This window comes from Paenibacillus dendrobii, assembly GCF_009807035.1.
Taxonomy (GTDB): Bacteria; Bacillota; Bacilli; order Paenibacillales; family Paenibacillaceae; genus Paenibacillus_AQ; species Paenibacillus_AQ dendrobii.
Genome location: NZ_WUBI01000003.1, coordinates 244,546 through 270,239 on the forward strand (window position 1 = coordinate 244,546; position 25,694 = coordinate 270,239).

Consider the following 25,694-nt stretch of genomic DNA (forward strand, 5'->3'; position numbering starts at 1 on the left):
GTTCGATTGGATCATGTCCGGATTGGATCGTGCGATTGAATCGTGTATGAAGATCACCCTTTAACCGAGCCTTGGGAAATGCCCTCGATAATGTATTTTTGCATCAATAGGAAGAAGATGACGATCGGCGTAATGCCCAGCACGAGGGCGGGCAGCGCCAAATCCCATTGTTTCGTAAACTGTCCGAAGAAGGAATACGTTGCGATCGGAATCGTCTGCAGATCGGGATTTTGTAAAATCAGATATGGCATCAAATAGTCGTTCCAGATCCAAAGCGCATTCAGAATAATGACCGTAACGACCATGGGCTGCATCAGGGGCAGCACGATGCGGAAGAAAATGCCGTAGGTCGAGCAGCCATCCACCCGCCCGGCCTCCTCAATCTCCTTCGGAACCGTTTTGACGAATCCGTGGAACAGAAATACCGACAGCGGAGCACCAAAGCCGAGATAACAGATGATTAGTCCAGTCCGCGAATCCATTAGTCCGATGGTGCTGACGACCTTCACCAGTGGAATCATGATGGATTGGAACGGAATCACCATGGCTGCGACGAAAGCGCCGAACAGCAGCCGGTTAAACCGCGTATCCCGCCGCACCATCCGGTACGCGGCCATGGAGCTGATGAGCGCGAGCAGCACGTTGCTGACGACGGCTACCACAAGCGAATTCCAGAACACCTTCGGAAATGCGGTCAGCTTCCAGGCCTCGGCGTAGTTCCCCCACAGGAAACTCTTCGGCCAGCCGGCCGCATTCGTCAAGATGTCACCGAAGGATTTGACCGAGTTCACAAGCAGAAAATAGAACGGAACCAAAAAGATGAGCGCAATGACAATCATGATTGCTTCAGCGGCAAGCCACTTGCCGCGGCGTCTAGTCGTTCCCATTAAATCTCCACCTCCCGGCTCTTCGTGGCGCGCACCTGGATAATCGAGATGATGGCCACGATGATGAAGAAGATAATCGCCTTCGCCGAGCCCATGCCGAAGCGGCTGATATTGAAGGCTTCGTTGTAAATATTCAGCGCGACCGATTCCGTCGCTTTAAACGGGCCGCCTTTGGTGAGCGACAGGTTCAGATCAAACAGCTTGAAGGACCAGGATATCGCGAGGAACAAGCATACCGTCACGGCAGGCATGACCAGCGGTACCATGACTTTGCGGAGCACCTGCCCTTTCGATGCGCCGTCGATCTGAGCGGCCTCGATGAGGTTCTTCGGTACATTGTTCAGCGATGATATATAAATCACCATCAGGTAACCGGCATTCTGCCAGACGAACACGATGACTATGGCCCAGAATGCGGTAGAATCGGTCCCCAGCCAAGGCAGATTAAAGAACGAGAAACCGGTTGACTGACCCAAGGCTGCAAACCCTTTCACGAAGATGAATTGCCAAATGAAGCCGAGCAGCAGCCCGCCGATGACATGCGGCACAAAGAATACGGTTCGCAGCGCGTTGCGAGTAAACAAGGGCCGTGTCAGCAGATACGCAAGCCCGAACCCGAGAATATTCGTCAGCACCACGCCCAATACGGTAAATTTCACGGTGAACCAAAAGGAATGCAGAAACTGGGGATCGGCACTGAAAATATGAACATAATTGCGGAGTCCGACCCATCCCGCATGCCGGGACACGCCGTTCCAATTCGTGAATGAATAATAGACTCCCAATAAAAAAGGAAAGATAACGATAACAAGAAAAACCAAGGCGGAAGGCCCTACGAAAACCAGCTGCTGCAGCAGCTGAGAGGTCTTTTTGGATTTCAAGCTGCTCACTCCTCGAAAGTTCAATTTTCCCTAATATTACCTGCATACCGGGAAAATGAATCGGACTTGCTTATGTTCTGCCGCCGGGTTTTTGGGTATATCTTTAGGGAAAAGCTGTTCATGAGGACTTCATGAGAAACTGAATAGATCCGTTTGGGAGGCTGATGATTTTGCTGAGGAGTAATCCGTACAAATGGTGGAACCTGCTGGGTTTCATTGCTGTCATCATCGTAAACGTGCTTGCGAATACAACCGTATTGAACGGAATGAAAACAGGGGAAATATCGGACAAGTATCCGACGCTGATTACGCCGGCGGGTTACGCGTTCATGATCTGGTCGCTGATTTATCTGCTGCTGCTCGGGTTCATCGTTTACCAGTTCCGGAGAACGACGGAATCCCGCGAATCGGTGCAGCGAATCGGCCCATGGTTCCTGCTGAGCTGTCTGTTCAATGTTGCCTGGCTGCTGCTCTGGCAATATCTTTACATTGAGCTGTCGGTGGTCGCGATGGCGCTGCTTCTGCTATCGCTCATTATGGTCTATATGCGCACGCGCCGCATCCATTATCCGACGCCGGGCGAGATGTGGTTCGTGAAGCTGCCCTTCAGCCTGTATCTCGGCTGGATCAGCGTCGCTACGATCGTCAATGTCAGTGTTGCGCTTGAGAAAAACAATTGGGACGGCTTCGGCCTGAGCGATTCGACCTGGGCGGTCATCATGCTGCTCGTTGGCGCGCTGATCGCCATTCTGGTCAGCTTCCCTTACCGGGATAGCATCTATCCGCTGGTCTTCGTCTGGGCTTATGTCGCAATCGGCATCAAACAGAAGGATATGGCGGAGAACGTGTTCGTAGCGGCGTTTATTCTGGCGGCGATATTGTTCATTTATGCGATTTATTTGTTTTTTGCGCGGAATCGGGATCGGGACTGAGGCTTTTTGTCGGCGCTCCGGGGGGACGTAATTAAGTTCTTGTGCGCAGGAGCTTCGCATGGCTTTCTGGAGGGCGCTGCGCAAACGAATCGTTCCTGCAATCGCTGGTGCCCCTTCATTTATGTCTACCCATGCAACCCGCTCTGTTTATACACACAAAAAAAAAGCGCCGCCGGATCGCTGATCCTGGCGGCGCTTTGCGCTTATGGCATATGGTTTATTTCAGCGACGCGATGGTTTCGATTTCCACCAATCCGTCCTTCGGCAGGCGCGCTACCTCTACCGCGCTGCGCGCCGGATACGGCTCAGAGAAGTAAGAAGCGTAAATCTCGTTGACGGCTGCGAAATCGTTCATGTCCTTCAGGAACACGGTCGTTTTCACGACTTGGTCCAGGCTGCTGCCTGCAGCTTCGAGGATGGCTTTTACGTTGCTGAGGGCAAGACGGGCCTGCTCCTGCACGCCGCTGCCGAATTCTCCGGTTTCCGGATTCAGACCAAGTTGGCCGGACGTGAAGACAAGATCTCCAATTTGAACGGCCTGGCTGTATGGTCCGATTGCTCCTGGCGCCGATGTTGTAGAAATCACTTTTTTACTCATTACATTCATCCTTTCATGTATGGAATTCCGCTACAGAATCCCGTGTCAATGTATGTATGTTCAATCCGCCGGAACCGTGCCCAGCACGTGAATGACATCATTCGGATATGCATGCGTTCCCGCTGTACCCGTCAGAGCGATGCTCACCATGGCCCGTGCAAGTGTCGCGGCGGGCATTGCCCGATATTTCGATGCGCGACCGCGCATAAGTGGATCAAGTCCTTTCATGACCAATGCACCTGCAGATTCGCCGAAACGAAATTCCTTCCGGTCGCCGATCAGCAGTGATGGACGAAACCAATGGACCCCGTGAAGCCCCACGGAAGACACAACCTGTTCGGCTTCACCCTTCACGCGGTTGTAAAAAATACGCGATGTGGGGTCTGCTCCCATAGCCGAGACGGCAAGAAACTGCTTCACGCCTTGCTGTTTCGATACTTTTGCGGCTCGCAGAGGGTATTCCAGATCAACCTTGCGGAATTTCACTTGTGAGCCAGCCTTCCGGATGGTCGTGCCCAAGCAGCAAAATACATCCCGCATTCCTGAAAAATGCTCGGCATGCTCCTCCAGTTGTTCCAGATCAATGATGGTCTCCTGCAGCTTCGGATGCTGGAAACCTAGCGGACGTCTCGACAATACCCTGACCAGACTATATGCTTCGCTCCGGAGAAGCTCCTGAACGACTTCCCCGCCGACAAGGCCAGTGGCACCAAGCACTAATGCCTGCAGCCCGATCTTCCTCACCCCGCTTTCAATGCTCCTGCTTGTACTCATTCTACCTGCTGCAGCTACCCCGTTTCAACTGTTATGAAGGTAAAATGCTTCCGATCCGATCAACGGCAGATGAAGGGAGAACCGGCTGCCTTTGCCTTCTTCGCTCTCCATCTCTATGTACCCGCTAAGTAGTCTCGATAAGTCCCTGCTGATGGACAAGCCTAGTCCTGTACCGCCGTATTTGCGGCTGATGGAGCCGTCCGCCTGTTTGAACGCTTCGAAGATATGTGCCTGCTTCTCCTTGGGAATGCCTATGCCCGAATCAATGACATCAAAGACGATCCAATCCTCTTTCTGATCAGTGCTTCCGAGCCGTTCGAGCCGGATATTCAGCTTCACTTGCCCATCATGGGTAAATTTAAATGCGTTTGAGAGCAAATTCCGTAAAATCTGCTGCACCCGGTTGGGATCGGTATACATCGTTTGCGGCAGGCGCTCATCCAACTGTATTTCAAAGGAAATATTTCCTCTCTCGGCCGCATGTTCGAAGTGCATGGCAACCAGCTGCGGAATTTCGCTGATGTTCATATCCTCATTTACGATTTCGAGCTGTCCGGCTTCTACTTTCGTCAGGTCAAGAATGTCATTGATAATCGTCAGCAGCTCCTGACCCGATTGATAAATGATTTCTCCGTATTCGGCTATTTCTTCTTTCGTCCGTCCTTCATCAGGCTCACTGATCAGTTGGGCGAAGTTAATGATGCTATTCAGCGGAGTTCTCAGTTCATGCGACATGTTAGCCAGGAATTCCGTCTTATACTGGGATGATAACGCCAACTCGCGGGCACGCTCTTCAAGAACGATTTTGGCCTTGTGCAGCTCTTCCGCTTGGGCGGAGAGAAGCACATTGCTGTGCTTGATCTGTACCATCCGGTTTCCCTCCAGCTGGAAATCACGCAGAATCAGCGAAAAAATGAGACTGAGAACAAGACTGAGCGGCAAAGCGATTGGCATGATTTCCATAAAATAAGTCTTCGCCGAAATGACGCCCAGAAAGGCGATATCCAAACAGTTCAGCAGGTTGATCACTATAATTGTGATAAGTCCTTGCGTAATCAATCCAAAACTTCTGCGGTTCATCCATACATGAAGCAGAGCCGCTGCCACACCCAAAATGCACAGGTTCAGGCACCCCGCGATCGAGGCCTCATTTATGCCGAATAAAAGGCGCGATATTCCAATGCTGGCACCGATGATCACCAGCGTCAATGGTTCCGCATAGGAAACCGTGGCTATGATCAAGGGAATGATGCGAAGATCAAAAATGACGTTCTCGCTCACATTGTATCCGAAGAACATGCTCAACCAACCGCAAAATATAATGAGCAGCACCGAGCTGACATATTTCACAGATGACGAGGTCCGACTGAGCGCATATTTATATATCAAATTGGCCAGGTATGCAACGGTAACGAGCAAAGCGGTATTGCCAAGAAATATTTTGGAAAACTCCATGGACTCACTCCTGAGTGTTTTCATAGAACATTACTTTCTATCATATCACGATGATGCCAGTTAATCAGGTTTTTCATACAAATAAATGTCAAAAAACCCACCTGAAGGCTCAGGTGGTTTTGGGGTGGCATGATGTCTATATGCTTAATCCATAATATCAATCCGTGTGGGAACGGGACCAGTTATGGTATTCCTTTTCGGCGGCATCCTTCGTATGTCCGTAGCGCTCCTGCAGCTTGCCTACGAGCTTGTCCTTTTCGCCGTTGATCTGGTCCAGATCATCATCCGTAAGCTCGCCCCATTGCTTCTTCGCTTCGCCTTTCAACTGTTTCCATTTTCCCTTAAATACGTTGTTATCCATTATGATCAGCTCCTTACGTTTGATGGTTGTCTGTACAGCGCATTCTGCGCTGCCCTTGTATGTTCATATTACCCGTCCGCGAAGAGGCTGAATCCCGCACAGTCTGGTAGAATCATCCAATACTACATGGTAATTCTTTATCGCATCTCTTCTATCAGGGATTGAAATTTTAAAAATATGAAACTATACTGAAGAGGGATTATTTTAGAATGAACGTTCAGTATAATTGTGAGGTGATCATGATTCTAAATAAAAAACAGCTTTCCAGCCAACAGACGAAGCAAAAGGTAGCCGACGCCGCACGGACGCTTTTCGGCCAAAAGGGATATGCCTCCACTTCGATCGAGGACATCGTGTCGGCCACGCAGATCAGTAAGGGCAATATTTATTATCATTTTAAAAATAAAGAAGGCCTCTTCCTCTACCTGCTCGAGGAATGGACACGGGAATGGGCCGAGCAGTTTCAGGCCAAAAAAGCCCGTTTTCAAACGGTCAAGGAACAAATCATTGCGCTGGTGGAGCATTTCGTCGTGGACGGGTTCCATCACCCGCTGACCCGGGCTACCAATGAATTTTACGCAACCGAGCTCATTACTTCGCCAAATCAGGACAAAATTGAAGAGATGATGCACATGTATCTCCGCAATTACGAGGAACTGCTGGCGGAGGGCATGCGCAGCGGCGAATTCAAGCAGGATGACGCGCATCTTTTGAGCATCATTCTGGAGGGCATGCTGGCAGGCATCGAATTTTCTACCAACAAGCTTGATTTAGATGAGGCACTAGAGCTCTACCGGAAGGCGATCCATGTGTTTTTGTACGGCATCGCCGAATCCAAACCGTTCATTCAATAAATATATAATCTGCTTAACGCCCCTTTCGGGGCTATGGAGGACATCATGAGTCAAGAAAAAGTTATGCTTCCTTCGATGGAGACGGACTCCGTAGGGAAGGTATTCGTACGTTATTTAATTCCGTCATTGGTCGGGATGCTGATGATGTCGATCAACGTGGTCGCAGACGGCATTTTCGTCGGCCACCGGCTCGGCGCCCTTGCACTTGCCGGCATCAACATCGCATCCCCCGTGTTTTCCGTGTTTTTCGCCATGTCGTTATGGCTTGGCATCGGAGGCGCAACGCTGTATTCGCAGTCCAAAGGCGCCAGGAACATCAAGCAGGCTCAGCAAATTTTCACCCACTCGCTGATCCTGATATTCGTTTTGACCCTGCTGGTCGCCGTGACGGCCTACCTGGCGCGCGTCCCTCTGGCCTATGCGCTCGGCGCAAACGAAGATACATTGCCCTATGCGCTGGAGTACATGACCGTGCTGCTGACCTACGGGTTCATCATTACGATTCAGAATGCGTTCAGCCTGTTCGTCCGCAATGACGGCAACCCGAACCTGTCCATGATTTCCATGGTCGTGTCTGCCGTGCTGAATATCATTTTGAACTACATTTTCTTATACGTGTTCGATATGACCGTCAAAGGCTCGGCTTTGGCTACCGTTGCCGCCACGCTCGTCGGAGCGGTTGTGCTGTTCGCCCACTTCCTGCGCAAGGAGCGCTCCCTTGCCTTCGTGAAGCCGTATTTCTCATGGAAGCTGGCGATCCGGACTTTGACGATCGGCTTTCCAAGCTTTATTTCCGAGGTTGGCTTATCGGTATTCACGATTGGATACAATGTCGCGATGGTGCGCTGGGCGGGCACCGCAGGCGTTGCTGCTTTCTCGGTACTGAACTACGCCCACAACGTCATGCTGATGCTGTTCCTCGGCATGGGCTCGGCCATTCAGCCGCTGATCAGCTATTATCGCGGAGCCAAGCTTCGTATCCGCGAAGTGAAAACGATCCGGATCGCCGCCTTTACGGCCTTCTTTTCCGGAATAGCGGTTTTCCTGTTCGGACTGGTGTTCGCGGGAAGCATCGTATCCTTGTTCGGCGATTTCTCGCAAGAGGTCCGCTCGCTCGCCATCAGCGGCATTCGGCTGTTCTTCACGGCCTATATGTTCATGGGTATCAACTTCGTGATGATGACGTATTTCCAGGCATCGGAACAGGTTAAAGCCGCTGTCTGGATTACCCTCTCCCGGGAGATTATTCTCATGGTCCTGTTCCTGCTTACGCTCCCCCATCTGATCGGTACCAATGGGGTTTGGCTGTCGATTCCGCTCTCCGAGTGCGTGGTCGCCGCCTGCATTTTCATCTATGTCAAACGGAAAAACCGCTCCCTGCCTGCGCTTCAATAAAGCTCTGCAAGCATGGAGCCGGATTACCGCGAAAGCCTGCCTGTCTCCTCGCATGGAGCTGGCGGGCTTTTTTTGATTTTCTAGAATTGACCAAATACTTTTTTAAAAATAGCCTATTGTATTAAGTGTATTAGGTGATATAATACACTTAAATCACTAATCGTACTTCCGGTACGGTAGGAGGAGCGTCTATGGAAGAACAGCAGGTTGGCTCGCTGCATTTTCACATTGACTTCAGTCAACCTTTATATGAGCAGATACTTGATCAAGCCAGAAGCGCCATTGCAAAAGGAGAGATCGCTTTGGGAGATAAAATGCCATCGGTTAGAGAACTCGCGCAGGAGCTGCGGATCAATCCGAACACCGTCATGCGTGCCTATCAGGAGCTTGAGCGGGACGGACTAACGGAAAAGCGCCGGGGCCAGGGAACATACGTCACCTCCTCGCCCGAACATGTCGCTTCCTTCCGGACGGCCTTGGCGGCCCGGTATATCGACAGCTTCATGGAACAGATGGAAAGCCTCGGGCTAGCCTGGGAGGACATCGAGACATACATTCGCCAGAAAAGGGACACGGAGCAAGGAGGAAGCGATTTATGAGTACGAATATCGTGGAGTGCCATCAAATTACCAAGCACTACGGCAAGAAAAAAGCGCTGGACCAGTTTGAGATTGCCATTCCCTCAGGACGGATTACCGGCATTCTCGGCCCGAACGGCTGCGGGAAATCGACGTTTTTCCGGATGCTGACCGGCCTGGTCAGACCGGATGCCGGACACATCGAAGTGCTAGGCAAAGCTCCGAGCTGGCAGACCAACCAGGACATTGCCTACCTGCCCGATCGTGCCAGATGGTACCCGAACCATACCGCGCGGGCGGCGCTGGAATGGGGAAACAGCTTTCTTCCCGGCTTTTCCATGGAAAGAGCGATCCAGCTGACAGACTACATGGACATTGACCTTGACGCCAAAGTCGGCGGCATGAGCCGCGGTCAGGAAGCCCGGATCATGCTGATTCTCTGCCTTGCGCGAGATGTACAGATGATCGTACTGGATGAGCCTTTTACCGGTATCGACGTTATTTCGAGAGAGACGATCGTTGCCAGCCTCATCGATTATTTGGAGGAAAGCGAGCAGTCGGTCCTGATCAGCACCCATGACATTCAAGAGGTTGAAGGCTTGTTCGACTACACGGTCATGATGAAGGAAGGCCGCGCAATCTGGACCGGCAGCACGGAAAATTTAAGGGCAGAATACGGCTCGCTGCGCGACGTTTTCCGCAAAATGTACATGAAGGAGTGGAACAAGTGATGGACTCGGCTGTTTTCCGGAATCTGGTCCGGCATGAATTCAAGGGCAAAGGCAGCTGGCGCAAGCAAAGCCGCTCACGTATTTCGCGCAGCTGGTGGCTGGCGTATTGCCTTATTATTCTCATCGCCGCCATCGGCACCATGACTTATTTTGCCATTAATGAACAACTGCAGATCAATTCCATTTGGTTCGTTACCATGGGATTTCCTTATATGTTTTTTTTCTGGGGCTACGGCTCCGTGAAACGGGAATGGGAAAATGACACCTACGGCTGGTGGCTAACCATGCCGTATCCGCGGACCAAGCTGATCACCGCCAAATGGCTGGGCATCTGGCTGAAGCTTCTGATCGGCATCGTCATCGTCTTTGCCGTCCTGTCGGTGTACGTCCTGATCCTGTCGCTCGTACTTCCTGCCTACTCGCTTGCGGATGTTGGCTCCTTCATGGTTGCGGGAGTCGATTGGCTCACGCTGGTCGCCGGCTTCAGCCCGCTCATCATCGCACTCGGCATCCTGATTTCCATCGTTCAAAACAGCTCACTTCGCCCGATTTCTCCGGTGTTATGGATTGTGTTTATGGGCGGCCTGAGCTTGATATTTCAGCTGCCGGACGTCGTTATATCGGAAAACATGATTCAGCAGGGAACGGAGCAGATAAGAGCCGAATGGTTCCCTTACGCTTGGGAGCTGCCTATGGTCATGGGGATTAGCTGGATTCTGACCTATGCCGTGCTGAAATTTTCAGGATACCTGCTTGAGAATAAATTGGAATTATAGGAGGAATACCGAATGGTTCAAGTCATGATTGGGGCCGAGCCCCTTCATACCCCCAATTCATCTAACAACGATTATATGCTAGAGGTGAACGGACTTAAAAAAGCTTATGCCAAAAAACAGGCTCTAGAAAACGTAAACTTCTCGCTCAGACCCGGCACCTCCTTCGGCTTTCTCGGCCCCAACGGCGCGGGAAAATCGACGACCATGAAAATATTGACCGGGATCGTGAAGGCGGACAGCGGCTCTGCCCGTCTGTTCGGAAAGGACCTGACCCGGGAGCCGGCCGCCGTCTCCCGATTTATCGGCTACGTACCTCAGGAGATTACGCTGTACGAGAAGCTGAGCGCGTACGATAACCTTCTATTTTTCGGCGAAGCGTACGGCGTCAGCGGTAAAGAGCTCAAGCAGCGGATTCACGACGTGTTGGCAAGAACCGGACTGCTGGAACGCTCCAAAGACATCGTCAGCACCTTCTCCGGCGGCATGAAGCGAAGAATCAACATCGCCGCCGCCCTGCTCCACCGGCCCAAGCTGCTCATTCTGGATGAGCCGACCGTCGGGATCGATCCGCAGTCGCGGAATCATATTTTCGAAATGATCCGGGAGCTGAACCGCGAAGGCGTGACGATCATTTACTCCACCCACTATATGGAGGAGGTTGAAGCGCTTTGCGACGAAGTCGCCATCATGGACCAAGGCTCGATCAAGGCGATGGGGCCGCTCGGAGAATTGCTGGAGCAGTACGGCAGCAATGCGATTTACCTGGAGGTGCCCGGGCTTGCGGAACTCCCCCATGACCCCGATGTCACCTCCTATCGAAAAGAAGGCTCCGGCTGGCTGCTGGAGACCGGCAGCTCCGCCGCCGTCATGCAGCGTCTGCTTCGCCTGGCCTCGCAGCACCGCTGGGACGTCAAGCAGCTCGAGGTCGTCCGCCCTTCGCTCGAAAGCGTGTTCCTGAAGGTTACGGGAACGGCGCTGCGCGATTAACAAATAAACTCGATATCAAAAAGGAGTTATAGACCATGAAAGCGATGATTATCAAGGAGCTTCGGCTCATCGGCAAGGACCGGCGCAGCTTCATCTTCCTGCTCCTCATGCCTATCATTTTTATTGTGATGTTCGGGTCCATTTTCAACCAGGAAGGCGGCTCCTCCATCACGCTGCGAACGGTGGACCAGGATCAGTCCTCGGCTTCGAAGGCGCTGATCGAACAGATGAAAGGCATCATGGACGTGAAGCAGCTGCCAACCGACCATTGGGAGGATCAGCTCGATAAAATCAAACAAGGGCAGTTTTCCGCCATGCTGGTCATTCCGAGCGGCTTCGAGCAGTCCATGAAGGAAGGCAAAGCCTCGAACATCAAGCTGTACCAAGATCCGGCCGCCCAGACGGAAACCGCGCCGATCCAGGCAATTCTCGGCAGCATCTCAACAAGCTACCGCGAACAGAAACTGACGGACCTGCTGATGGCAAAAGGCGATTCCAAGGCGCAGGCGGATGCGGCACTCGCTTCCCCGATTCACATTGAAAATGTATCTACGAATTCCGACCACTTGAACATGATTGATCAGGTCGTGCCGGGCATGACCGTCATGTTCGTGTTCTTCATCATGATTACGATGGCCCGCCGCTTTTTCGAAGAAAAGAAAACCGGCCTCTTGTCCCGTATCCGCACCACGCGCATCAAGCCGCTGCACTACCTGATCGGCATGTGGTTCCCGTTCGTGCTGACCGTGATATTCCAGTGCGTGATCCTGTTCGCTTTCGGACATTATGTCTATGACCTGAAGCTTGGCGATATCGCCGCATTGTCTGCCGTCGTTCTCAGTCTCAGCATTGCCGGGACGGGCATCGGCCTTGGCCTGTCCTTTCTCGTTCCCGGTGAAGGCGCCGCGATGGTCGTTACGCAAATCATTTCGATGGGAGGCGCGATGCTCGGCGGTCTGTGGGTTCCGTCCTACCTCCTGCCCCAAAGCGTACAGACGATCGGGCATTTCCTTCCGCAGTTCTGGGCGCAGCATTCCCTGCTCGATATTATCGCCCACGGCGCGCATCTCGGCGACATTTGGGGTTCGGCGCTCATCCTGCTGGCCTTTGGCCTGGCCGGGCTGACGATCGCCCTGATCCGGCTTCCCGGGTTCCTTCGCTCGGCAGCCAACTAATCTTTTCGAAAAGCCTTATGCTTACCCAAAGCCTGGAACGGACATGTAAAATGATCCGATTCAGGCTTTTTTTCGTTCCCGCGCCATTCTCTCCCGCGTAATAACGGAATGATCCGAGACCCATCTTAAACGCCGTGACACTTGTGATTACTTTCACATAATTACGTTGTGCTCCTATGCTACAATGCGATCGACAAGAGAATTTGGAATATCAACATGATTAATAATCATGGACGATCGCCTGCAAAATGCGCATAAGAGCATATTGATGATGGTTTTAATATTTTTCCATAGATCTTATCAAATGAACATTGGAGGTCAATAGACATGAACAAAAGATGGTCCATTTTATTATCCGGCGCCCTGATGGCAGGCCTGCTCGCCGGATGCGGCAGCGACAAGGATGCGGCAGCCGGAACTACCGATCCCGCACCGTCAGCAACCGGCACGAAAGAAGCGTCAACTCCTCCCGCCGACGGCGGCAGTTACAAGGACGGCACGTATTTTGCCGAAGGTGCCATGGATGAAAAAAGCGGCTGGCAGCCCTTCGTTGTCCTCTCCGTCGAAAGCGGTAAAATCACCAAGGCCGACTGGAACTACGTCAGCGCCAAGGGCGGACCCGACAAAAAGACTCTCGACAAAGCAGGCAAATACGGCATGAAGGCCGGCGGCGGATCATCCGAATGGTATGAGCAAGCCGAAAAAGCCGAGCAATACCTGATCGAAAAACAGGATCCGGCAGCGATTACGGTAACGGATGAAGGCAAAACCGATGCTGTTTCCGGCGTATCCATTCATGTGAAAGATTTCACCTCTTTATCCGAGCAAGCCTTGTCCGCAGGACCTGCAGTCCACGGTACTTATAAAGACGGCTCCTATCATGCCGAAGGCGATGCATTCGACAAGGAAAGCGGCTGGAAGCCTACGGTCGATATCACGGTCGCGAACGGCAAAATCATCTATGCCTACTTCAGCGGTGTCAACACCAAAGGTGAAGACAAACAGACCGTTTCCAAGGAAGGCAAATATGGCATGAAAGCCGGCGGAGCACAAGCCGAATGGCATGAAGAAGCAATCAAAGCGCAGGATTACCTGATTGAGAAGCAGGATCCGGCGGCCATTACGCTCAAGGATGACGGTACGACCGATGCCATCTCCGGCGTCAGCATTCACATCAAGGACTACGTGACCCTGGCCCAAAAAGCGCTTGATGAAGCGAAGTAACGAGGCAGGCAAGCACTACATCGCACTGAGGCAAGGCTCAGGGTCAGAATTTAAGTCAAACGAGGTGAGCATTCCATGAAGAGAATCGTTTTGCTGGGCGGCGGTTACGGCGGTGTCCTCACGGCCAAGAAGCTGGCGAAGAAATTCAAGAAAGACGGCGATGTCGAGATCACACTAATCGACCGCAATCCCTATCATACATTGCTGACGGAGCTTCACGAGGTGGCGGCCAACCGCACGCCCGAGGATGCGGTCAAAATCGAGCTTAAAAAAATATTCGAGGGACAAAAAGTTCAGGTCGTTATGGATGAAGTCCGCCATATCGATTTCACGGCCCAAACGCTGGAATCCCGGAAATGCAAATATAAATACGACTATCTGGTCATCGGCACGGGCTGCAAGCCTACCTTCTTCGGCATCCCCGGCGCCGCAGAGAACAGCTTCACGCTCTGGTCCTATGAGGATGCGGTACGGCTGAAAGAGCAAATCCGCGATATGTTCGGCGAAGCCGCTAAGGAAACCGATCCAGCGGTGCGCAAGACCAAGCTCTCCTTTGTCGTGGTAGGCGCAGGCTTTACCGGCGTGGAGCTGGTCGGCGAGATGGCCGAATTCCGCGATGAGCTGTGCAAGGAGTTCTTCATCGATCCGCAGGAGGTCCGCCTTGTCGTTGCCGATATGGCTCCGAAAATCCTGCCGATCCTGCCCGATAAGCTGATCGCGAAGTCGGAGAAGCGGCTTGCGAAGATGGGCGTCGAGGTCATCACGAACGCCAAAATAACCCGCGTCGATTCCCAGGCCGTCATTATGGGCGATCAGCGGATTCCCGCACATACCATTGTCTGGACCGCAGGCGTGGAAGGCTCCGAGCTGGTGGGCTCGCTCGACGTGCAGCAGCAGGGCCGCAAACGGATCGTAACGAACGACAAGCTGCAAAGCGTGGACCATGACAATGTGTATGTCGTGGGCGATAACATTTTCTACATCCCTGAGGGCGAAGAGCGGCCGGTTCCGCAAATGGTGGAGAACGCCGAGCAAGCAGCGCCGATCATTGCCCATAACATCCATGCCGACGTCAAGAACCAGCCGAAAAAATCGTATAAGCCGGGCTTTCACGGCACGATGGTCTGCATCGGCAGCCATTACGGCGTAGCCAACGTCGGCCTGCCGAACCGCATGTTCATGCTGAGCGGTTTCATGGCGCTGTTCGCCAAGCATTTTATCAATATGTTCTACCTGTTCACGGTCGCAGGCTTCAATAAAGTGTGGTCGTACATGATGCACGAGTTCTTCCATGTGCATCACCGCCGCAGTTTCGTCGGAGGACACTTTTCCAAGCGCTCGCCGAACTTCTGGCTGCTGCCTCTGCGGCTCTATGTAGGCTATATGTGGCTGTCGGAGGGGCTCGAAAAGCTATGGAAAATCATCGACAATCCATCGCGCATCTTCCTGATTCCGCCTTCTCCGCATGCTGCGGATGCTACCTCGGCGGCCAGTCAGGCCGTTGACGCGGTAGCCAAGACGGTGGACGCCCAAGCAGCCGCATCGGCCGTGACGAACGCCAAGGATGCGGTCGAAGCCCTGCCTGTGCCGCATTTTATTACAAGCATGATGAACGGCTTCATGGATATCTTCTTCTATCAATCAAACGGAGATTACACGGTACTCGCCAAGGTGTTCCAGACGGGCATGGTCCTCGCCGAAATCACCTTCGGCATCCTGCTGATCATCGGATTGTTCACCGCCCTTTCTTCGGTCGCGACCATCGCTATGGGCCTCATGATCTGGTGCTCGGGCATGGCGCCTTATGAAATGCTCTGGTATCTCACCGCCGGTGTCGCTTTGATCGGAGGATCGGGCAGTATATTCGGACTGGACTACTACGTCCTTCCTTGGTTGAAAAAGCATTGGAAACGAATTCCGTTGGTACGGCGCTGGTATCTGTATACCGATTGACGCCACAGTACGGAACCTCACAAGGATGGAGTAATGTGCAGCAACGCGCACGTTGCTCCATCTTCGTTTTAAACGATTTTATCAGGGGGTGCTTGACATGACCGAACTTATCGAAAAAGCCCTGCAGCTGCTTGCCGCCGCCTGCGCACCGGAAGCCATGGCCGTGCTGGACGCGGATCCTTCAGAGCTTAAGGAGACTGCTTCCTTGCTGGAGCGATACGCGATTCCCCGTTCCCGCGGCGCCAAGCTTTTGGCCTTGGTTACCCTGTTGGAACTGGCCCGCAAGCGCCATGACGGCCTTACCCTCGCCGATGAACGACTCACCGGGCGAATACTGGACGGCGACTACTTTCAGAGCCTCTACGTCCAGTTGGCCGTTCAGTTTGAAGAAATGGAACTGGTTCGATATCTCGCTCCGCTCCTCAAAAGGCACTATGTCCGCTTAGCCTTGGGCGAGGCCGGAGGCGAGCGGCTCGTGGTTAGCCTGGAAGGATATTTGCGGGCCGAACAAGCGGTGTCCCGCGAAGAACATGCCATCTAACTGCTGGCTTGTCAGCCGCATTTACGAGCAATAACAAAGATGAGGACTTGGAGGAATGTGACATGAAGCCATCCCTGCCTGAAACCCTTCATATCGATATCAAGCGCATCAACCGCGAAATCGAGCATATCGTCAAATACGACAAGGACGTTCCCCGCACCTCGGTGCTTGCGCGCAGCGTCCTGCAGCTGATCCGCTCCGGCGGCAAGCGGCTGCGGCCCGTGCTGGTCATTGCCGGCAGCCGCTTTGGCTGCGCAGCGACCGGCAGCCGCCAGTATCAGCTTGCGGCTGCCGCCGAGTTCATCCATGCCGCGTCCCTGATCCATGACGATATCATCGACCGCTCGGAGCTGCGGCGGGGCGCCCCCTCCCTGCATACGCAGACCGGCGTGTCCGCGGCAATCCATATCGGGAACTACATGTCCGCCAGGGTCGTAGAGCTGCTCTCCGGGTACACCGCGGACCATGACCGTTTCGTCCACGACCTCTCTTCCCTGGCCACAGCTCAGCTCTGCCTCGGGGAATACGAACAGCTGCGGCATGCCTACGATTATGATCAGACCCTGGAGCAATATCTTGAAAAGACGCGCTGCAAAACCGCCCAGCTCATGGCCACCTGCCTGCGTACGGGCGCGCTGTCCGCGGATGCGCGGCCCGAAACGGCCGCCATGCTCTACCGCTTCGGCGAAGCGCTTGGCATGGCGTTTCAAATCGAGGATGACATCCTCGATTTCACCGCGACGGCCGAGACGCTAGGCAAGCCGGCCGGCAGCGACCTCGTCCGGGGGCAGGTGACCCTCCCCGTTCTTTATGCGCTCGCAGATCCCGGTCTCGAACCTTACATTCGCGCCATTCAGCCGGAAACCCCGGCGGCGGAGGTCAATGATGTGCTTGAGCGCATCCGCAGCGGGGACGCGCTCGAAAGATCCGAGCAGATGCGCAGGCAATATTTGCGGAGCGCCATGCAAGCGGTCGAGCCGCTGCGCAGTCACCCGGCGTACGGACAGTTGGAGGTGCTCCACCGGTATTTCGGCGGAAAGACGGCATAAAGCGAGAGCTGCATAATCCATCCCCGGTCTCCACTCCAGCGAATTCAAAGTAAAAAGCCCTCTATATATAGAGGGCTTTTTTCTTGTTATCCATGAGTGGGTTATACATCTTCAAGAAAGCCTGCTCGTTCGAAAGCTTGCCCGGGTTCCCCTGACTTCGAGCTCCGGTTTTGGCAAGTTGCGATCCGTATCGGTCTTGGCTTCAATATTTACTCGGCCTTGCCGCTACATTTCCGTCCCGTTCATTCATCTCTTCTCTCATCGTCATTACTCTCCGATGGGCTGGGCAGCTTAAGACCCTGTGCGTCATTTTATAAAGCTGCAATCAGTAATGCGGCGCCAGCATAACCGAGCAAAATCAAGGTTTTACCCGCAGTGAGCACGGGCTTTTGCGAAGCCCGGTAGAATCTGCGCTGCGCCAGCAATTTGCGGTGCACGACATACAAGATGGCAAGATCCGCCGTCGAAACGAGCAGCATTTCGATCAACGTCAGCTGCCCGCCCCTTAGCAATGGACGCTGGACTGCCCCGAGAGCCATCAAGCCAAGCAGCAAGAAGACGATGCTGCGCATCGCTTCCAGTATCCAGGCCGCGGCTTTTCCCAGACTCATATCCCCACCTCCCGTTCGCTCCATTCTTCCCTCGCCCATAGTTTAACAAATGTTCCCACTTTTGTGAAATCACATGGACAATTATATGAAAAAGAAATCCAGGAGCGTGCAGAACAGAATGACCATGCTGATGACCTGGTTCAAGTTATAAGAAGCCAATTTCATCATACGCGCATTTCCCGGCCGGATGATTCCATGCTCCGTCATCAATAGCAAGGCAGCGATGCCAAGCCCCGTCAAATACAGCCAACCCATCTGCTGCGTATAATATAGCAACAGAAGCAGCATCATCATGACCAGATGCATCGCCTTGGACATCCGCAGCGCGTTAGTGAGGCCGAAAAAGCTGGGCATGGACCAGAGGCCGTGGGAGCGGTCGAACTCGATATCCTGCGTGCCGTAGATGACATCAAAGCCCGCAATCCAGAGCATCACGACCGTCCCGAGCACGAACGGCGTGAACGCGAAGGCGCCGGTAACGGCAAACCACGCCCCGATCGGCGCGGAAGCGATCACGAAGCCGAGATACAGATGGCTTAGCCAGGTAAACCGCTTCGTATAGGAATAGGTCGTGATCAGCAGAATCGCTACCGGCGACAACGCCATGCACAGCGGATTCAGCATCGAGGCGGCGAACACGAAAATCGCATAGTTCACCGCAACGAACACGCCCACCTCCCGCGTTCCGAGCAGATGCCGGGGCAAATGCCGGTGCGCCGTGCGGGGATTGGCGGCATCGAAGCGCCTGTCGGCAAGCCGGTTAAAGGCGTTCGCCCCGTTCCTCGCGCCAACGAGGGCAATAAGCCCCCATAACATGACATGCCATGAAGGCCAGCCGCCTGCGGCCCACACCATCGATATCACGGCAAACGGCAGCGAGAAGAGCGTATGCGAGAACATGACCAGCTCGCTGAACTGCCGTGTCTTATGCAGTACCTTCTGAACGCCTGCAGCCTGCATGTCTCCTCACTTCCTCTCTTTCGTGGCGGTGACGGGATGCCGTTCTGAGGGCCTCATCTCGTCTTGAATCGATGCCAACACCTGATCGAGCGCATCCAGCATCAGGCGAATATCCTCCCCCGTAACGACCAGAGGCGGCTGGAAAGCAAGCACATTACGGTGAACGCCGTTCTTGCCGATGATATAGCCGCGGTCCTTCATTTCCTCCAGCACCCGGTCCACCCGCTGCGCGCTTTCTTCCGGCGAGCTGCCGGATATTTCGGCGCCCACCATCAATCCGCGGCCGCGGACATTGGATATTAACGGCTCATGGCGTTCCTTCAGCCGCATCAGTCCAGCCTGAAGCGTCTCGCCCAGCAGCTTGGAGCGGCTGACGAGGCCGGCGTCTCGGATGTAGTCCAGCACGGCAAGCGCGGTCACGGCTGCCACCGGATTGCCCCCGAAGGTGGAGGCCGAAGGTTGGTTCATTGAAGCCGCGATGGCGTCTGTCGCGGAGAATGCCGCCACGGGAACCCCATTGCCCAGCGCCTTGGCCATCGTCATGATGTCCGGCACCGTGCCGAAATGCTCCATGGCGAATAACCGCCCCGTCCGCCCGAAGCCGGTCTGGATCTCATCCGCGATCAGCAGGATGCCATAGCGGTCGAGCCGCCTCCGGACCTCGCGGAAATATCCTGCGGGCGGAATGATCATTCCGCCGTTACCCTGGATCGGCTCGACGATCATCGCCGCAATTTCGTGCCCCCGTTCAGCCAGCACCCGGTCCAGCGCCTCCAGGGAACGCAGCTCGGCCTCCTCGGGCGTTAGCCCCGGCTGGAACGGCCGCGGAATAAATGCGGTGTTTCCTTCCAGGAATGGATCGGACCGCCACATCGCAAGCCCCGTCACTTCCATCGTCAAGTGGCTGCGGCCATGAAGGCTGTGCTCAAGCGCAATAAAATGCTTGCGTCCGGTATGCCTACGTGCCAGCAGCAGCGCGCCTTCATTCGCTTCCGTGCCGCTGTTCACGAAGAACGTCCGCCGCAAATCGCCCGGCAGCAGTTCGGCAAGGCGCTCCGCAAGCAGGGCATTCGGCTCCGTCAAATAAATCGTCGACGTATGCTGCAGCCGCTTCAGCTGCTCAGCCGCAGCCTCGGCGATGACGGGATTGCAGTGGCCGCACGCTACCACCGAAACGCCGGCAAAAAAGTCGGTGTACCTCCTGCCGCCGGCATCGAACAAATACTGCATCACGCCGCGCACGATGAGCGGCGGCCGTTTGTAAAAATGCTGTGTGCACGGATAAAAGTATTGCCGGCGAAGCTCTTCCACGCTGGACGCATCCAGTGATTTCAAAATTTCCGACATCGTTGTCTCCCCTTTCAGGATGTTCTCGTCCGTGTTAGTTGAACTGCAGTGATCCGAGCGTATAGCCGGCAAACACCGGACGAAGCTCCATAGCGTCTACGGTCTTCGCCTCTGCTCTGCGAGTCTGAGCTTGACGGTAAGCTTGAATCACCGTTCGCAGATCATGCACAGAATATGGCGCTCCCTCAATCCGGAAGCAGCCTACGCCTGCTCCAATCAGCTCAGGCACCAGTGGGAGAAGACACAACTCCTTGCTGAGCAGCAGATGATTCCGTCCATGCTGGTCCCGGTATACCGGATTCTCGCCTTTATCGGTCATCAGCACCAGAATATCGTTTCGGACATAGCGGTTATCTTCCTCGCCGACCGCCTCCATCAGCTCCGTATTTTCATAAAGGTCATGTTCCATATACATGACGGTCGGGGAACCATGCACGGTCATCTCCAGCGGCACGCGGGCATGCATCAGCAGATCGCCGAGATGTCCGGCCGTGATCTCCGGCGATACGGTTACTCTGTCCAGCCCCTGCGCACCATAAAAGTCGGCCGCGAGATGGTTGTAAATATTCAGGCTCACATCACCGAGCATCGGATAACCCAGCTCCCGGAAGGCATGCACCGCCCCGAGATTCGTCACCAGCAGCCCATCCAGATCCAATCTTTCGCCGCCGCCAAGCAGCTGTGCGTACTGCTCGAAATGCAGTTCGCTCATCATACGCGGCAGCCCGAGGATCATGCGTGAACGGCCCTTTGCCGCACACAGTGATTCGATATCCGCCTTCGTGAAAGGCAGATCGGGGAGGAATACATCACCGGAGAGATACACATCGTCCACGCCCTCCTCAAGCGCCATCCAGGCCTGGGCCATGTTGTTCACCCTGACGGACAGCCGCGCACCTGCCTGTTTCTGCAAAGGGGTGCGAGCCTTCTCCAGCACGCCCGACAAGCACCCGCGCACCTCCGATATTCGCTGATCACTCATCTCCTTCTCCGGCGTTGGAGTACTGAACACACGGCCTGTGCTGTAAAACTTGCCGGTTCCCTCGTAGCGGCGGTTGATGTTCGCAAGACCCGGTTTGCCGAATGCATAAGCGGTGGAAAAGTCCCGTTTTCGATGTTCATATAAAAACTGCGCGTCCTGCGCCCGGTTAAACCCGACGGGATCGCCGATATAACGGTCAATGGCATCCGCATAGCTGTTCACGAGCATCAGGACAAAGGAGGCATCCCGCATCCGCCCTTCGATTTTGAAGGAACAAATCCCCGATTCGATCAGCTCCGGAATATGCTCATACATGTACATGTCCTTCACGGCCAGCGGATATTCGGCAGGATAGACGCTGCCGTCCTTCTTCACGCGGTAATCCCAGCGGCACGGCTTCATGCACTTGCCCCGGCTGCTGCTCATGCCGAACACATAGGAGCTGTAATGGCAGTTCGCCCCGTGCGCGACGCACATGTCGCCATGGATGAAATACTCGAGTTCCATGCCGCTGACGGCATGAATGTAGCGAGCCGTTTGCAGGTCCATCTCCCTGGAGGTCACCACGCGGGTGACGCCAAGCTCCTGCAAGGCCTTGACCATTTCCAGATTGTGCACGTTCATCATGACCGAGGCATGAAGCGGCAGCCTCAGCCCCATTTCCTTCACCAAAGCCAGCACGGCAAAGTCCTGCACGATCAATGCGTCCACGCGGGCCTGCTCGAGAAAGCGCAGATACTCTCTTGCCCCCTCGACCTCCGCTTCGCTCAGCAGATTGTTGACGGTCACGTAGACCTTTTTCCCAAGCGAATGGGCCATGCCTACGGCTTCCGTGATTTCCTCCAGCGTAAAATTGTAGCCTTTGCGCATCAAACGCATGTTAAAGGCCGGTCCTCCTAAATAAACCGCGTCGCACGGTGCCTGAATCACTTCCTTGAAAATCTCGAACGTACCTACGGGCGCCAGCAGCTCAATCTCTTTTTGTCCAAACCAGCGTGACACAGCGATCCCCTCCACCATCTCTTTTTAATAAAATCCAACCCATACCACTTCCAGGCAGATCAACACGAAAACGGCGACAAAACATGTATCCTTTAAGCTCCAGCTCAGCGGGCGGTACTGCGTTCGCGGTGCCCCGAGCCGGTATCCCCTCGACTCCATCGAAGCGGTCAAATCCTCCGCCCGCCGGAATGCCGAGACGGTAACCGGCACCAGCAGCGCCGTGAGCATCCGCGCCTTTTCCTTCCAGGGCAGCTCTTTCAGGTCCGCTCCCCGCGAGGCCTGCGCCTTCATGATCGTCTGTGCCTCATCCAGAATGGCCGGAATGAACCGCAGGGCAATGCCGGTCATCAGCGACAGACGTTCCGGGGAGATACCGCACCGCGCGAACGGCCGGAGCATCCCTTCGAGGCCTTGATTCAGCCGCCCGGGCGATGTCGTAAACGTCAGCAGCGCCGTGAAGCATACGAGGAGCGCCATGCGCAAGACCGCGTGCATACCGGCTTCGAGCCCGGCCGAATCCAGATGCCAGGAGCCGGCGGCCAGCAGCACGCTGCCGCCTTTGACGGCGAGGCACTGCACGATGAGGATGAACAGCATCAGGATGCGCAGCGGCTTTGCCGCCTTCAGGTACGTGCCGAGCGGAATGCGGGTCAAAGCCATGACCGCGATCGAAAAGGCAGCCAGGCTCAGCAATGCGGGCCAGGACCTGGCCGCGACCACTGCGGCGGCATAGAGCAGCATGGCCGTCAGCTTGGCTCTCGGGTCCAGCCGGTGTACCTGAGATCCGGTATCAATCAGTCGGCCGATCAGCAGCTTTTCACGCATAGGTTAAGCTCCTTCCTTGCATCGGCTTCCATGAGCTGCATGGCCCGCTCTGCCAGGGCAGCCGGGCTGAGGCAGGGCTCCTCCGCCTGAAGCCCGTATGCCGTTTCAAGCTCGTGCCAGCAGCGGATGGACAGCGGCACCGACAAGCCATAATCCGGCAGCTTCGCGGCCGTATCCACAAGCCCGCGCGCCGCCCCCTGAAAGACGGGGCGGCCATCATGCATGATGATCCAGCGGTCCGCATAGGGCAGCAGCTCATCAAGCCGGTGCGTGACGATGATGACCGTCTTGCCCTCCTCCTTGCACAGCCGATGCAGAAGCCGGATAAGCTCCGTCCGGCTGACCTGGTCCAGCGTCGCCCCCGGCTCATCCAGCACCAGGATGTCCGGTTCCATCGCCAGAACTGAGGCAATCGCCGCTTTGCGCCGCTGTCCTCCGCTCAGCTGCAGCGGGTGGCGGCCGAGCAGCGATTCTTCGAGCCCCATCGCTTCAAGCGCCTTTCGCGCGGATGCGGCTGCTTCCTCAGGCGACGCTCCAAAGTTCAAAGGGCCGAAGACCAGGTCCTCCTCCAGCGTTCTGGCAAACAGCTGCTGCTCCGGGAACTGAAAGACGAGCCCTACCCGTTTGCGCAGCGGCGCCAGTTTGGGCAGCTTTTCCCCGGCGTTCAGCCTTACATCCAGCACCTTCACGCTCCCCTCCGTTGGGAGCAGGATGCCATTCAGCAGCTGTAGCAACGTTGATTTGCCCGAGCCGGATGAACCCGCAATGCCGGTCAAAGCGCCTTCCGCCAGATCAAGCTCCACATCCCGAAGTGCCGTCTGCCGGAGCGGACTCCGCGCATCGTACGTATAGCTCACATGCTCCAATTGAATGCCCATTTCCGCATCACCTCCGTGACCGGATACGCCGCAGTGCCCGCCGGATCTCCTTCCGGCACAGGCGGTATCCCCCGTTTCTCCAGCTCCTGAGCGAGCTGAAGCCGAAACGGCAGCTCCATCCGGCACAGCCGCAGCAAATCCCCGTTTCGGAACAGTTCCCGCGGTGCCAAATCCGCGGTCAACCGGCCCCGGTCCATTACCAATACCCGCTGCGAAGCCGCGATTTCCTCCGCGTCATGCGTGATGGACAGCAGCGTGTACCGCTCCTCGCGGTGCATCTCCCGCAGCAGCTCCAGCATTTCGCCCCTCGCCTTCTCATCGAGCATGGAGGAAGCTTCGTCAAGTATGATCAGCTCAGGCTCCATGGCCAGGATGGCGGCCAAGGCCGCGCGCTGCTTTTGGCCGCCCGACAGCTCCTGCGGATGGCGGTGAAGGAGCCCGCTGATCCCTAGACGCATGGCGTACCGGGTGATTCTGCTTCCGATCTCTTCCGCACCCAGGCACATCCCCTCCAGACCGAATGCCATATCCTCCTCTACCGTCGCGCCAATGAACTGATTGTCCGGGTTCTGGAATACCATGCCCACCTTCTGCCGGATGACTCCAACCGTTCCTGACTCCAGCCGGACGCCGCCGATCGAAATGCAGCCGCAGCGGGCCCGTAGCAGCCCGTTCATCAACCGGATGAGCGTCGATTTCCCGCAGCCGTTCGCGCCCGCCAGTGTGACCCACTCTCCTCTGCCGATGGCAAGGCATACGTTCTTAATGTCCTCATGCTGACCGTCATAGGCAAACGACACATTGTCCAGCAGTACCATGTCCGTCTGCTCGGCCATCCTCGCCGCCACATGCTCCTTCCCGCCGGCGGCGGTGAAATTCACCTGATTTCCCACTGCAGACCTGCCATTTGGCGGCCTCGTCTTCACTCTGTTCATACCGATTCCCCTCCCTTGCCGTAAGGTAAATTCAGCTCTTCTGGAATACATTGAACAAGGTCAACCGCGATAAGGCCGGGGCCAGATACTTGACGGCGATGCCGACCAAGATGCCCGTGGCAATGCCGCTGATCAGCAGGGCGGGCAAATAGTAGAAGATATTCAAGGTCGAAAAAACGATGGAGGCGGCCGCCAGCTGGCCGATATTGTGGGCAATGCCGCCCGCAATGCTAATGCCGATCAGGCTGAATTGACGGCGTCCGAGCTTCATCAGCACCGCCATAACTGCGAAGCTAAGGAGCGACCCGAACAGGCTGAACAGCAGGCTGGAAAAGGTCCCGAAAATAAACGCGGTCAAGATCGTCTTGAGCACCACCAGCGTGAGCGCATCCCTCGCTCTCAGAAAATACAAGCAGGTCAGAATCATGATGTTGGCAAGCCCCAGCTTCGCACCCGGAATCTGAATGTTGACCGGTATCATCGATTCGGCAATGCTAAGCACCACGGCCACTGCGGCAAAAATCGCGATCATCACCGTTTTCTTCAGCACAAGCGAGGTTTCTTCATCAGATAACGGCATCGGCTCCCCCTCCTTCCCCGCTCGCACCCTCGATTTCTACGATGACTCTGTGCGGCAGGCAGACGATGGTGTCCCCCTGCCTGCTCCGGAAGCCAAAGGTCAGACACACCTTATCCGGACAATCGGCGTCCGCCATCTCAATCCCGTAATCATGAACTTTGAGCAGGTTATAGCCGCGGTCGGTACGGATTTCGATCGTCTGCTCTTCTTTTGTCAGCTTTACGGTCCGGTACACCTCCCCCTCCACCTTGATCACGGCTGTTTTTGAAATATTGTGATTTTTTTCACTTATCTGACCGCCTTGAACCCATCTTGGAACCATCACCAGCAGGGCGGCCGCCAAAATCCCGGAAACAAGCAGCAGGTCTCCACGTTTCATAGCGCGAAACTCCCTTAGTTTTTAAAGTTTCAAATCTTAGATGC

At 55.0% G+C, this 25,694-nt stretch carries 27 protein-coding genes and 1 pseudogene; 13 read left to right on the forward strand and 15 right to left on the reverse strand.

Translation table 11 applies throughout. From position 1 onward, the window contains the following. Nucleotides 1-53: 53 nt before the first annotated feature. Nucleotides 54-887 carry a carbohydrate ABC transporter permease gene (locus GRF59_RS19255; RefSeq protein ID WP_160499346.1) on the reverse strand — a complete coding sequence of 278 codons (834 nt, stop codon included), beginning with the start codon at nt 885-887 and terminating at the stop codon, nt 54-56. Continuing rightward, complete coding sequence (locus tag GRF59_RS19260; RefSeq protein ID WP_160499347.1) at nt 887-1,768, reverse strand: carbohydrate ABC transporter permease; 882 nt, start codon at nt 1,766-1,768, stop codon at nt 887-889. The genes GRF59_RS19255 and GRF59_RS19260 overlap by 1 nt, the downstream gene beginning before the upstream one ends. Nucleotides 1,769-1,938: 170 nt before the next feature. Here GRF59_RS19260 and GRF59_RS19265 point away from each other — a divergent pair, with 170 nt between their 5' ends. Then, nucleotides 1,939-2,700: a tryptophan-rich sensory protein gene (locus tag GRF59_RS19265; RefSeq protein ID WP_160499348.1), complete on the forward strand. Its 762-nt coding sequence runs from the start codon at nt 1,939-1,941 to the stop codon at nt 2,698-2,700. A 217-nt stretch (nt 2,701-2,917) separates the two neighbouring features. On the opposite strand, the gene GRF59_RS19270 is transcribed toward GRF59_RS19265, so the two are convergent. From GRF59_RS19270 to GRF59_RS19285, 4 genes are all read right to left on the reverse strand, one after another. Further along, on the reverse strand, nt 2,918-3,298 hold the full coding sequence (locus tag GRF59_RS19270; RefSeq protein ID WP_160499349.1) for a RidA family protein: 381 nt from the start codon (nt 3,296-3,298) through the stop codon (nt 2,918-2,920). A gap of 60 nt (nt 3,299-3,358) precedes the next feature. Further along, entirely contained in the window at nt 3,359-4,072 is a 714-nt protein-coding gene (locus GRF59_RS19275; RefSeq protein ID WP_202128767.1) for an oxidoreductase, read from the reverse strand. A gap of 24 nt (nt 4,073-4,096) precedes the next feature. Further along, nucleotides 4,097-5,527, reverse strand: a complete 1,431-nt coding sequence (locus GRF59_RS19280; RefSeq protein ID WP_160499350.1) for an ATP-binding protein — start codon at nt 5,525-5,527, stop codon at nt 4,097-4,099. A gap of 157 nt (nt 5,528-5,684) precedes the next feature. Continuing rightward, complete coding sequence (locus tag GRF59_RS19285) at nt 5,685-5,888, reverse strand: CsbD family protein (protein ID WP_160499351.1); 204 nt, start codon at nt 5,886-5,888, stop codon at nt 5,685-5,687. 239 nt (nt 5,889-6,127) lie between these two features. Here GRF59_RS19285 and GRF59_RS19290 point away from each other — a divergent pair, with 239 nt between their 5' ends. The 12 genes and pseudogenes from GRF59_RS19290 (at nt 6,128) to GRF59_RS30155 (ending at nt 17,151) form a co-directional block, all read left to right on the forward strand. Further along, complete coding sequence (locus tag GRF59_RS19290) at nt 6,128-6,742, forward strand: TetR/AcrR family transcriptional regulator (protein WP_160499723.1); 615 nt, start codon at nt 6,128-6,130, stop codon at nt 6,740-6,742. Nucleotides 6,743-6,787: 45 nt separating this feature from the next. Next, entirely contained in the window at nt 6,788-8,137 is a 1,350-nt protein-coding gene (locus tag GRF59_RS19295; RefSeq protein ID WP_237391921.1) for an MATE family efflux transporter, read from the forward strand. Between the two features lie 191 nt (nt 8,138-8,328). Beyond that, nucleotides 8,329-8,736, forward strand: a complete 408-nt coding sequence (locus GRF59_RS19300) for a GntR family transcriptional regulator (protein WP_160499352.1) — start codon at nt 8,329-8,331, stop codon at nt 8,734-8,736. Then, nucleotides 8,733-9,446 carry an ABC transporter ATP-binding protein gene (locus GRF59_RS19305; protein WP_160499353.1) on the forward strand — a complete coding sequence of 238 codons (714 nt, stop codon included), beginning with the start codon at nt 8,733-8,735 and terminating at the stop codon, nt 9,444-9,446. Before GRF59_RS19300 ends, GRF59_RS19305 begins: the two co-directional genes overlap by 4 nt. Continuing rightward, nucleotides 9,446-10,222: an ABC transporter permease gene (locus tag GRF59_RS19310; RefSeq protein ID WP_237391922.1), complete on the forward strand. Its 777-nt coding sequence runs from the start codon at nt 9,446-9,448 to the stop codon at nt 10,220-10,222. The genes GRF59_RS19305 and GRF59_RS19310 overlap by 1 nt, the downstream gene beginning before the upstream one ends. Nucleotides 10,223-10,297: 75 nt before the next feature. After that, nucleotides 10,298-11,209, forward strand: coding sequence for an ABC transporter ATP-binding protein (locus GRF59_RS19315; RefSeq protein ID WP_160499725.1), 912 nt, complete (start codon nt 10,298-10,300; stop codon nt 11,207-11,209). A 35-nt stretch (nt 11,210-11,244) separates the two neighbouring features. Further along, complete coding sequence (locus GRF59_RS19320; protein ID WP_160499355.1) at nt 11,245-12,384, forward strand: ABC transporter permease; 1,140 nt, start codon at nt 11,245-11,247, stop codon at nt 12,382-12,384. A gap of 327 nt (nt 12,385-12,711) precedes the next feature. Then, nucleotides 12,712-13,608 carry an FMN-binding protein gene (locus tag GRF59_RS19325; RefSeq protein WP_160499356.1) on the forward strand — a complete coding sequence of 299 codons (897 nt, stop codon included), beginning with the start codon at nt 12,712-12,714 and terminating at the stop codon, nt 13,606-13,608. Nucleotides 13,609-13,683: 75 nt separating this feature from the next. Continuing rightward, nucleotides 13,684-15,561 (forward strand): FAD-dependent oxidoreductase, encoded by a 1,878-nt coding sequence (locus GRF59_RS19330; RefSeq protein ID WP_160499357.1) that lies wholly within the window; start codon nt 13,684-13,686, stop codon nt 15,559-15,561. Between the two features lie 97 nt (nt 15,562-15,658). Continuing rightward, nucleotides 15,659-16,102 carry a hypothetical protein gene (locus GRF59_RS19335; protein ID WP_160499358.1) on the forward strand — a complete coding sequence of 148 codons (444 nt, stop codon included), beginning with the start codon at nt 15,659-15,661 and terminating at the stop codon, nt 16,100-16,102. Between the two features lie 62 nt (nt 16,103-16,164). Beyond that, nucleotides 16,165-16,872, forward strand: a pseudogene (locus GRF59_RS19340) (polyprenyl synthetase family protein); the annotation flags it as partial. A gap of 21 nt (nt 16,873-16,893) precedes the next feature. Further along, nucleotides 16,894-17,151, forward strand: coding sequence for a polyprenyl synthetase family protein (locus tag GRF59_RS30155; protein ID WP_341480120.1), 258 nt, complete (start codon nt 16,894-16,896; stop codon nt 17,149-17,151). A gap of 311 nt (nt 17,152-17,462) precedes the next feature. Here the strand turns inward: GRF59_RS30155 and GRF59_RS19345 are convergent, their stop codons facing one another. The 9 genes from GRF59_RS19345 to GRF59_RS19385 form a co-directional block, all read right to left on the reverse strand. Continuing rightward, the gene (locus tag GRF59_RS19345) at nt 17,463-17,762 is read right to left on the reverse strand and encodes a hypothetical protein (protein ID WP_160499360.1); all 300 of its coding nucleotides are present in this window, start codon (nt 17,760-17,762) and stop codon (nt 17,463-17,465) included. A gap of 81 nt (nt 17,763-17,843) precedes the next feature. Next, on the reverse strand, nt 17,844-18,722 hold the full coding sequence (locus tag GRF59_RS19350; RefSeq protein ID WP_160499361.1) for a UbiA-like polyprenyltransferase: 879 nt from the start codon (nt 18,720-18,722) through the stop codon (nt 17,844-17,846). Between the two features lie 6 nt (nt 18,723-18,728). Further along, on the reverse strand, nt 18,729-20,069 hold the full coding sequence (locus tag GRF59_RS19355) for an aspartate aminotransferase family protein (RefSeq protein ID WP_160499362.1): 1,341 nt from the start codon (nt 20,067-20,069) through the stop codon (nt 18,729-18,731). Nucleotides 20,070-20,103: 34 nt separating this feature from the next. Beyond that, a complete protein-coding gene (locus GRF59_RS19360; RefSeq protein ID WP_160499363.1) occupies nt 20,104-22,053 on the reverse strand; it encodes a U32 family peptidase in 1,950 nt (649 codons plus the stop codon). Between the two features lie 24 nt (nt 22,054-22,077). After that, nucleotides 22,078-22,878 (reverse strand): energy-coupling factor transporter transmembrane component T family protein, encoded by an 801-nt coding sequence (locus GRF59_RS19365; RefSeq protein ID WP_160499364.1) that lies wholly within the window; start codon nt 22,876-22,878, stop codon nt 22,078-22,080. Continuing rightward, a complete protein-coding gene (locus GRF59_RS19370) occupies nt 22,860-23,756 on the reverse strand; it encodes an ATP-binding cassette domain-containing protein (RefSeq protein ID WP_160499365.1) in 897 nt (298 codons plus the stop codon). Before GRF59_RS19370 ends, GRF59_RS19365 begins: the two co-directional genes overlap by 19 nt. Beyond that, a complete protein-coding gene (locus GRF59_RS19375; RefSeq protein WP_237391923.1) occupies nt 23,732-24,691 on the reverse strand; it encodes an ATP-binding cassette domain-containing protein in 960 nt (319 codons plus the stop codon). Before GRF59_RS19375 ends, GRF59_RS19370 begins: the two co-directional genes overlap by 25 nt. A gap of 31 nt (nt 24,692-24,722) precedes the next feature. Beyond that, nucleotides 24,723-25,271 (reverse strand): Gx transporter family protein, encoded by a 549-nt coding sequence (locus GRF59_RS19380; protein WP_160499366.1) that lies wholly within the window; start codon nt 25,269-25,271, stop codon nt 24,723-24,725. Next, nucleotides 25,258-25,650 (reverse strand): NusG domain II-containing protein, encoded by a 393-nt coding sequence (locus tag GRF59_RS19385; RefSeq protein ID WP_160499367.1) that lies wholly within the window; start codon nt 25,648-25,650, stop codon nt 25,258-25,260. The genes GRF59_RS19380 and GRF59_RS19385 overlap by 14 nt, the downstream gene beginning before the upstream one ends. Nucleotides 25,651-25,694 lie beyond the last annotated feature (44 nt).

Excerpts from the sequence above, each read along its gene's own strand:
- GRF59_RS19255 (WP_160499346.1), bottom strand. The coding sequence starts at position 887 with ATGGGAACGACTAGACGCCGCGGCAAGTGGCTTGCCGCTGAAGCAATC.
- GRF59_RS19270 (WP_160499349.1), bottom strand. The coding sequence starts at position 3,298 with ATGAGTAAAAAAGTGATTTCTACAACATCGGCGCCAGGAGCAATCGGA.
- GRF59_RS19275 (WP_202128767.1), bottom strand. The coding sequence starts at position 4,072 with ATGAGTACAAGCAGGAGCATTGAAAGCGGGGTGAGGAAGATCGGGCTG.
- GRF59_RS19280 (WP_160499350.1), bottom strand. The coding sequence starts at position 5,527 with ATGGAGTTTTCCAAAATATTTCTTGGCAATACCGCTTTGCTCGTTACC.
- GRF59_RS19285 (WP_160499351.1), bottom strand. The coding sequence starts at position 5,888 with ATGGATAACAACGTATTTAAGGGAAAATGGAAACAGTTGAAAGGCGAA.
- GRF59_RS19290 (WP_160499723.1), top strand. The coding sequence starts at position 6,128 with ATGATTCTAAATAAAAAACAGCTTTCCAGCCAACAGACGAAGCAAAAG.
- GRF59_RS19295 (WP_237391921.1), top strand. The coding sequence starts at position 6,788 with ATGAGTCAAGAAAAAGTTATGCTTCCTTCGATGGAGACGGACTCCGTA.
- GRF59_RS19300 (WP_160499352.1), top strand. The coding sequence starts at position 8,329 with ATGGAAGAACAGCAGGTTGGCTCGCTGCATTTTCACATTGACTTCAGT.
- GRF59_RS19305 (WP_160499353.1), top strand. The coding sequence starts at position 8,733 with ATGAGTACGAATATCGTGGAGTGCCATCAAATTACCAAGCACTACGGC.
- GRF59_RS19310 (WP_237391922.1), top strand. The coding sequence starts at position 9,446 with ATGGACTCGGCTGTTTTCCGGAATCTGGTCCGGCATGAATTCAAGGGC.
- GRF59_RS19315 (WP_160499725.1), top strand. The coding sequence starts at position 10,298 with ATGCTAGAGGTGAACGGACTTAAAAAAGCTTATGCCAAAAAACAGGCT.
- GRF59_RS19320 (WP_160499355.1), top strand. The coding sequence starts at position 11,245 with ATGAAAGCGATGATTATCAAGGAGCTTCGGCTCATCGGCAAGGACCGG.
- GRF59_RS19325 (WP_160499356.1), top strand. The coding sequence starts at position 12,712 with ATGAACAAAAGATGGTCCATTTTATTATCCGGCGCCCTGATGGCAGGC.
- GRF59_RS19330 (WP_160499357.1), top strand. The coding sequence starts at position 13,684 with ATGAAGAGAATCGTTTTGCTGGGCGGCGGTTACGGCGGTGTCCTCACG.
- GRF59_RS19335 (WP_160499358.1), top strand. The coding sequence starts at position 15,659 with ATGACCGAACTTATCGAAAAAGCCCTGCAGCTGCTTGCCGCCGCCTGC.
- GRF59_RS19345 (WP_160499360.1), bottom strand. The coding sequence starts at position 17,762 with ATGAGTCTGGGAAAAGCCGCGGCCTGGATACTGGAAGCGATGCGCAGC.
- GRF59_RS19350 (WP_160499361.1), bottom strand. The coding sequence starts at position 18,722 with ATGCAGGCTGCAGGCGTTCAGAAGGTACTGCATAAGACACGGCAGTTC.
- GRF59_RS19355 (WP_160499362.1), bottom strand. The coding sequence starts at position 20,069 with ATGTCGGAAATTTTGAAATCACTGGATGCGTCCAGCGTGGAAGAGCTT.
- GRF59_RS19365 (WP_160499364.1), bottom strand. The coding sequence starts at position 22,878 with ATGCGTGAAAAGCTGCTGATCGGCCGACTGATTGATACCGGATCTCAG.
- GRF59_RS19370 (WP_160499365.1), bottom strand. The coding sequence starts at position 23,756 with ATGGGCATTCAATTGGAGCATGTGAGCTATACGTACGATGCGCGGAGT.
- GRF59_RS19375 (WP_237391923.1), bottom strand. The coding sequence starts at position 24,691 with ATGAACAGAGTGAAGACGAGGCCGCCAAATGGCAGGTCTGCAGTGGGA.
- GRF59_RS19380 (WP_160499366.1), bottom strand. The coding sequence starts at position 25,271 with ATGCCGTTATCTGATGAAGAAACCTCGCTTGTGCTGAAGAAAACGGTG.
- GRF59_RS19385 (WP_160499367.1), bottom strand. The coding sequence starts at position 25,650 with ATGAAACGTGGAGACCTGCTGCTTGTTTCCGGGATTTTGGCGGCCGCC.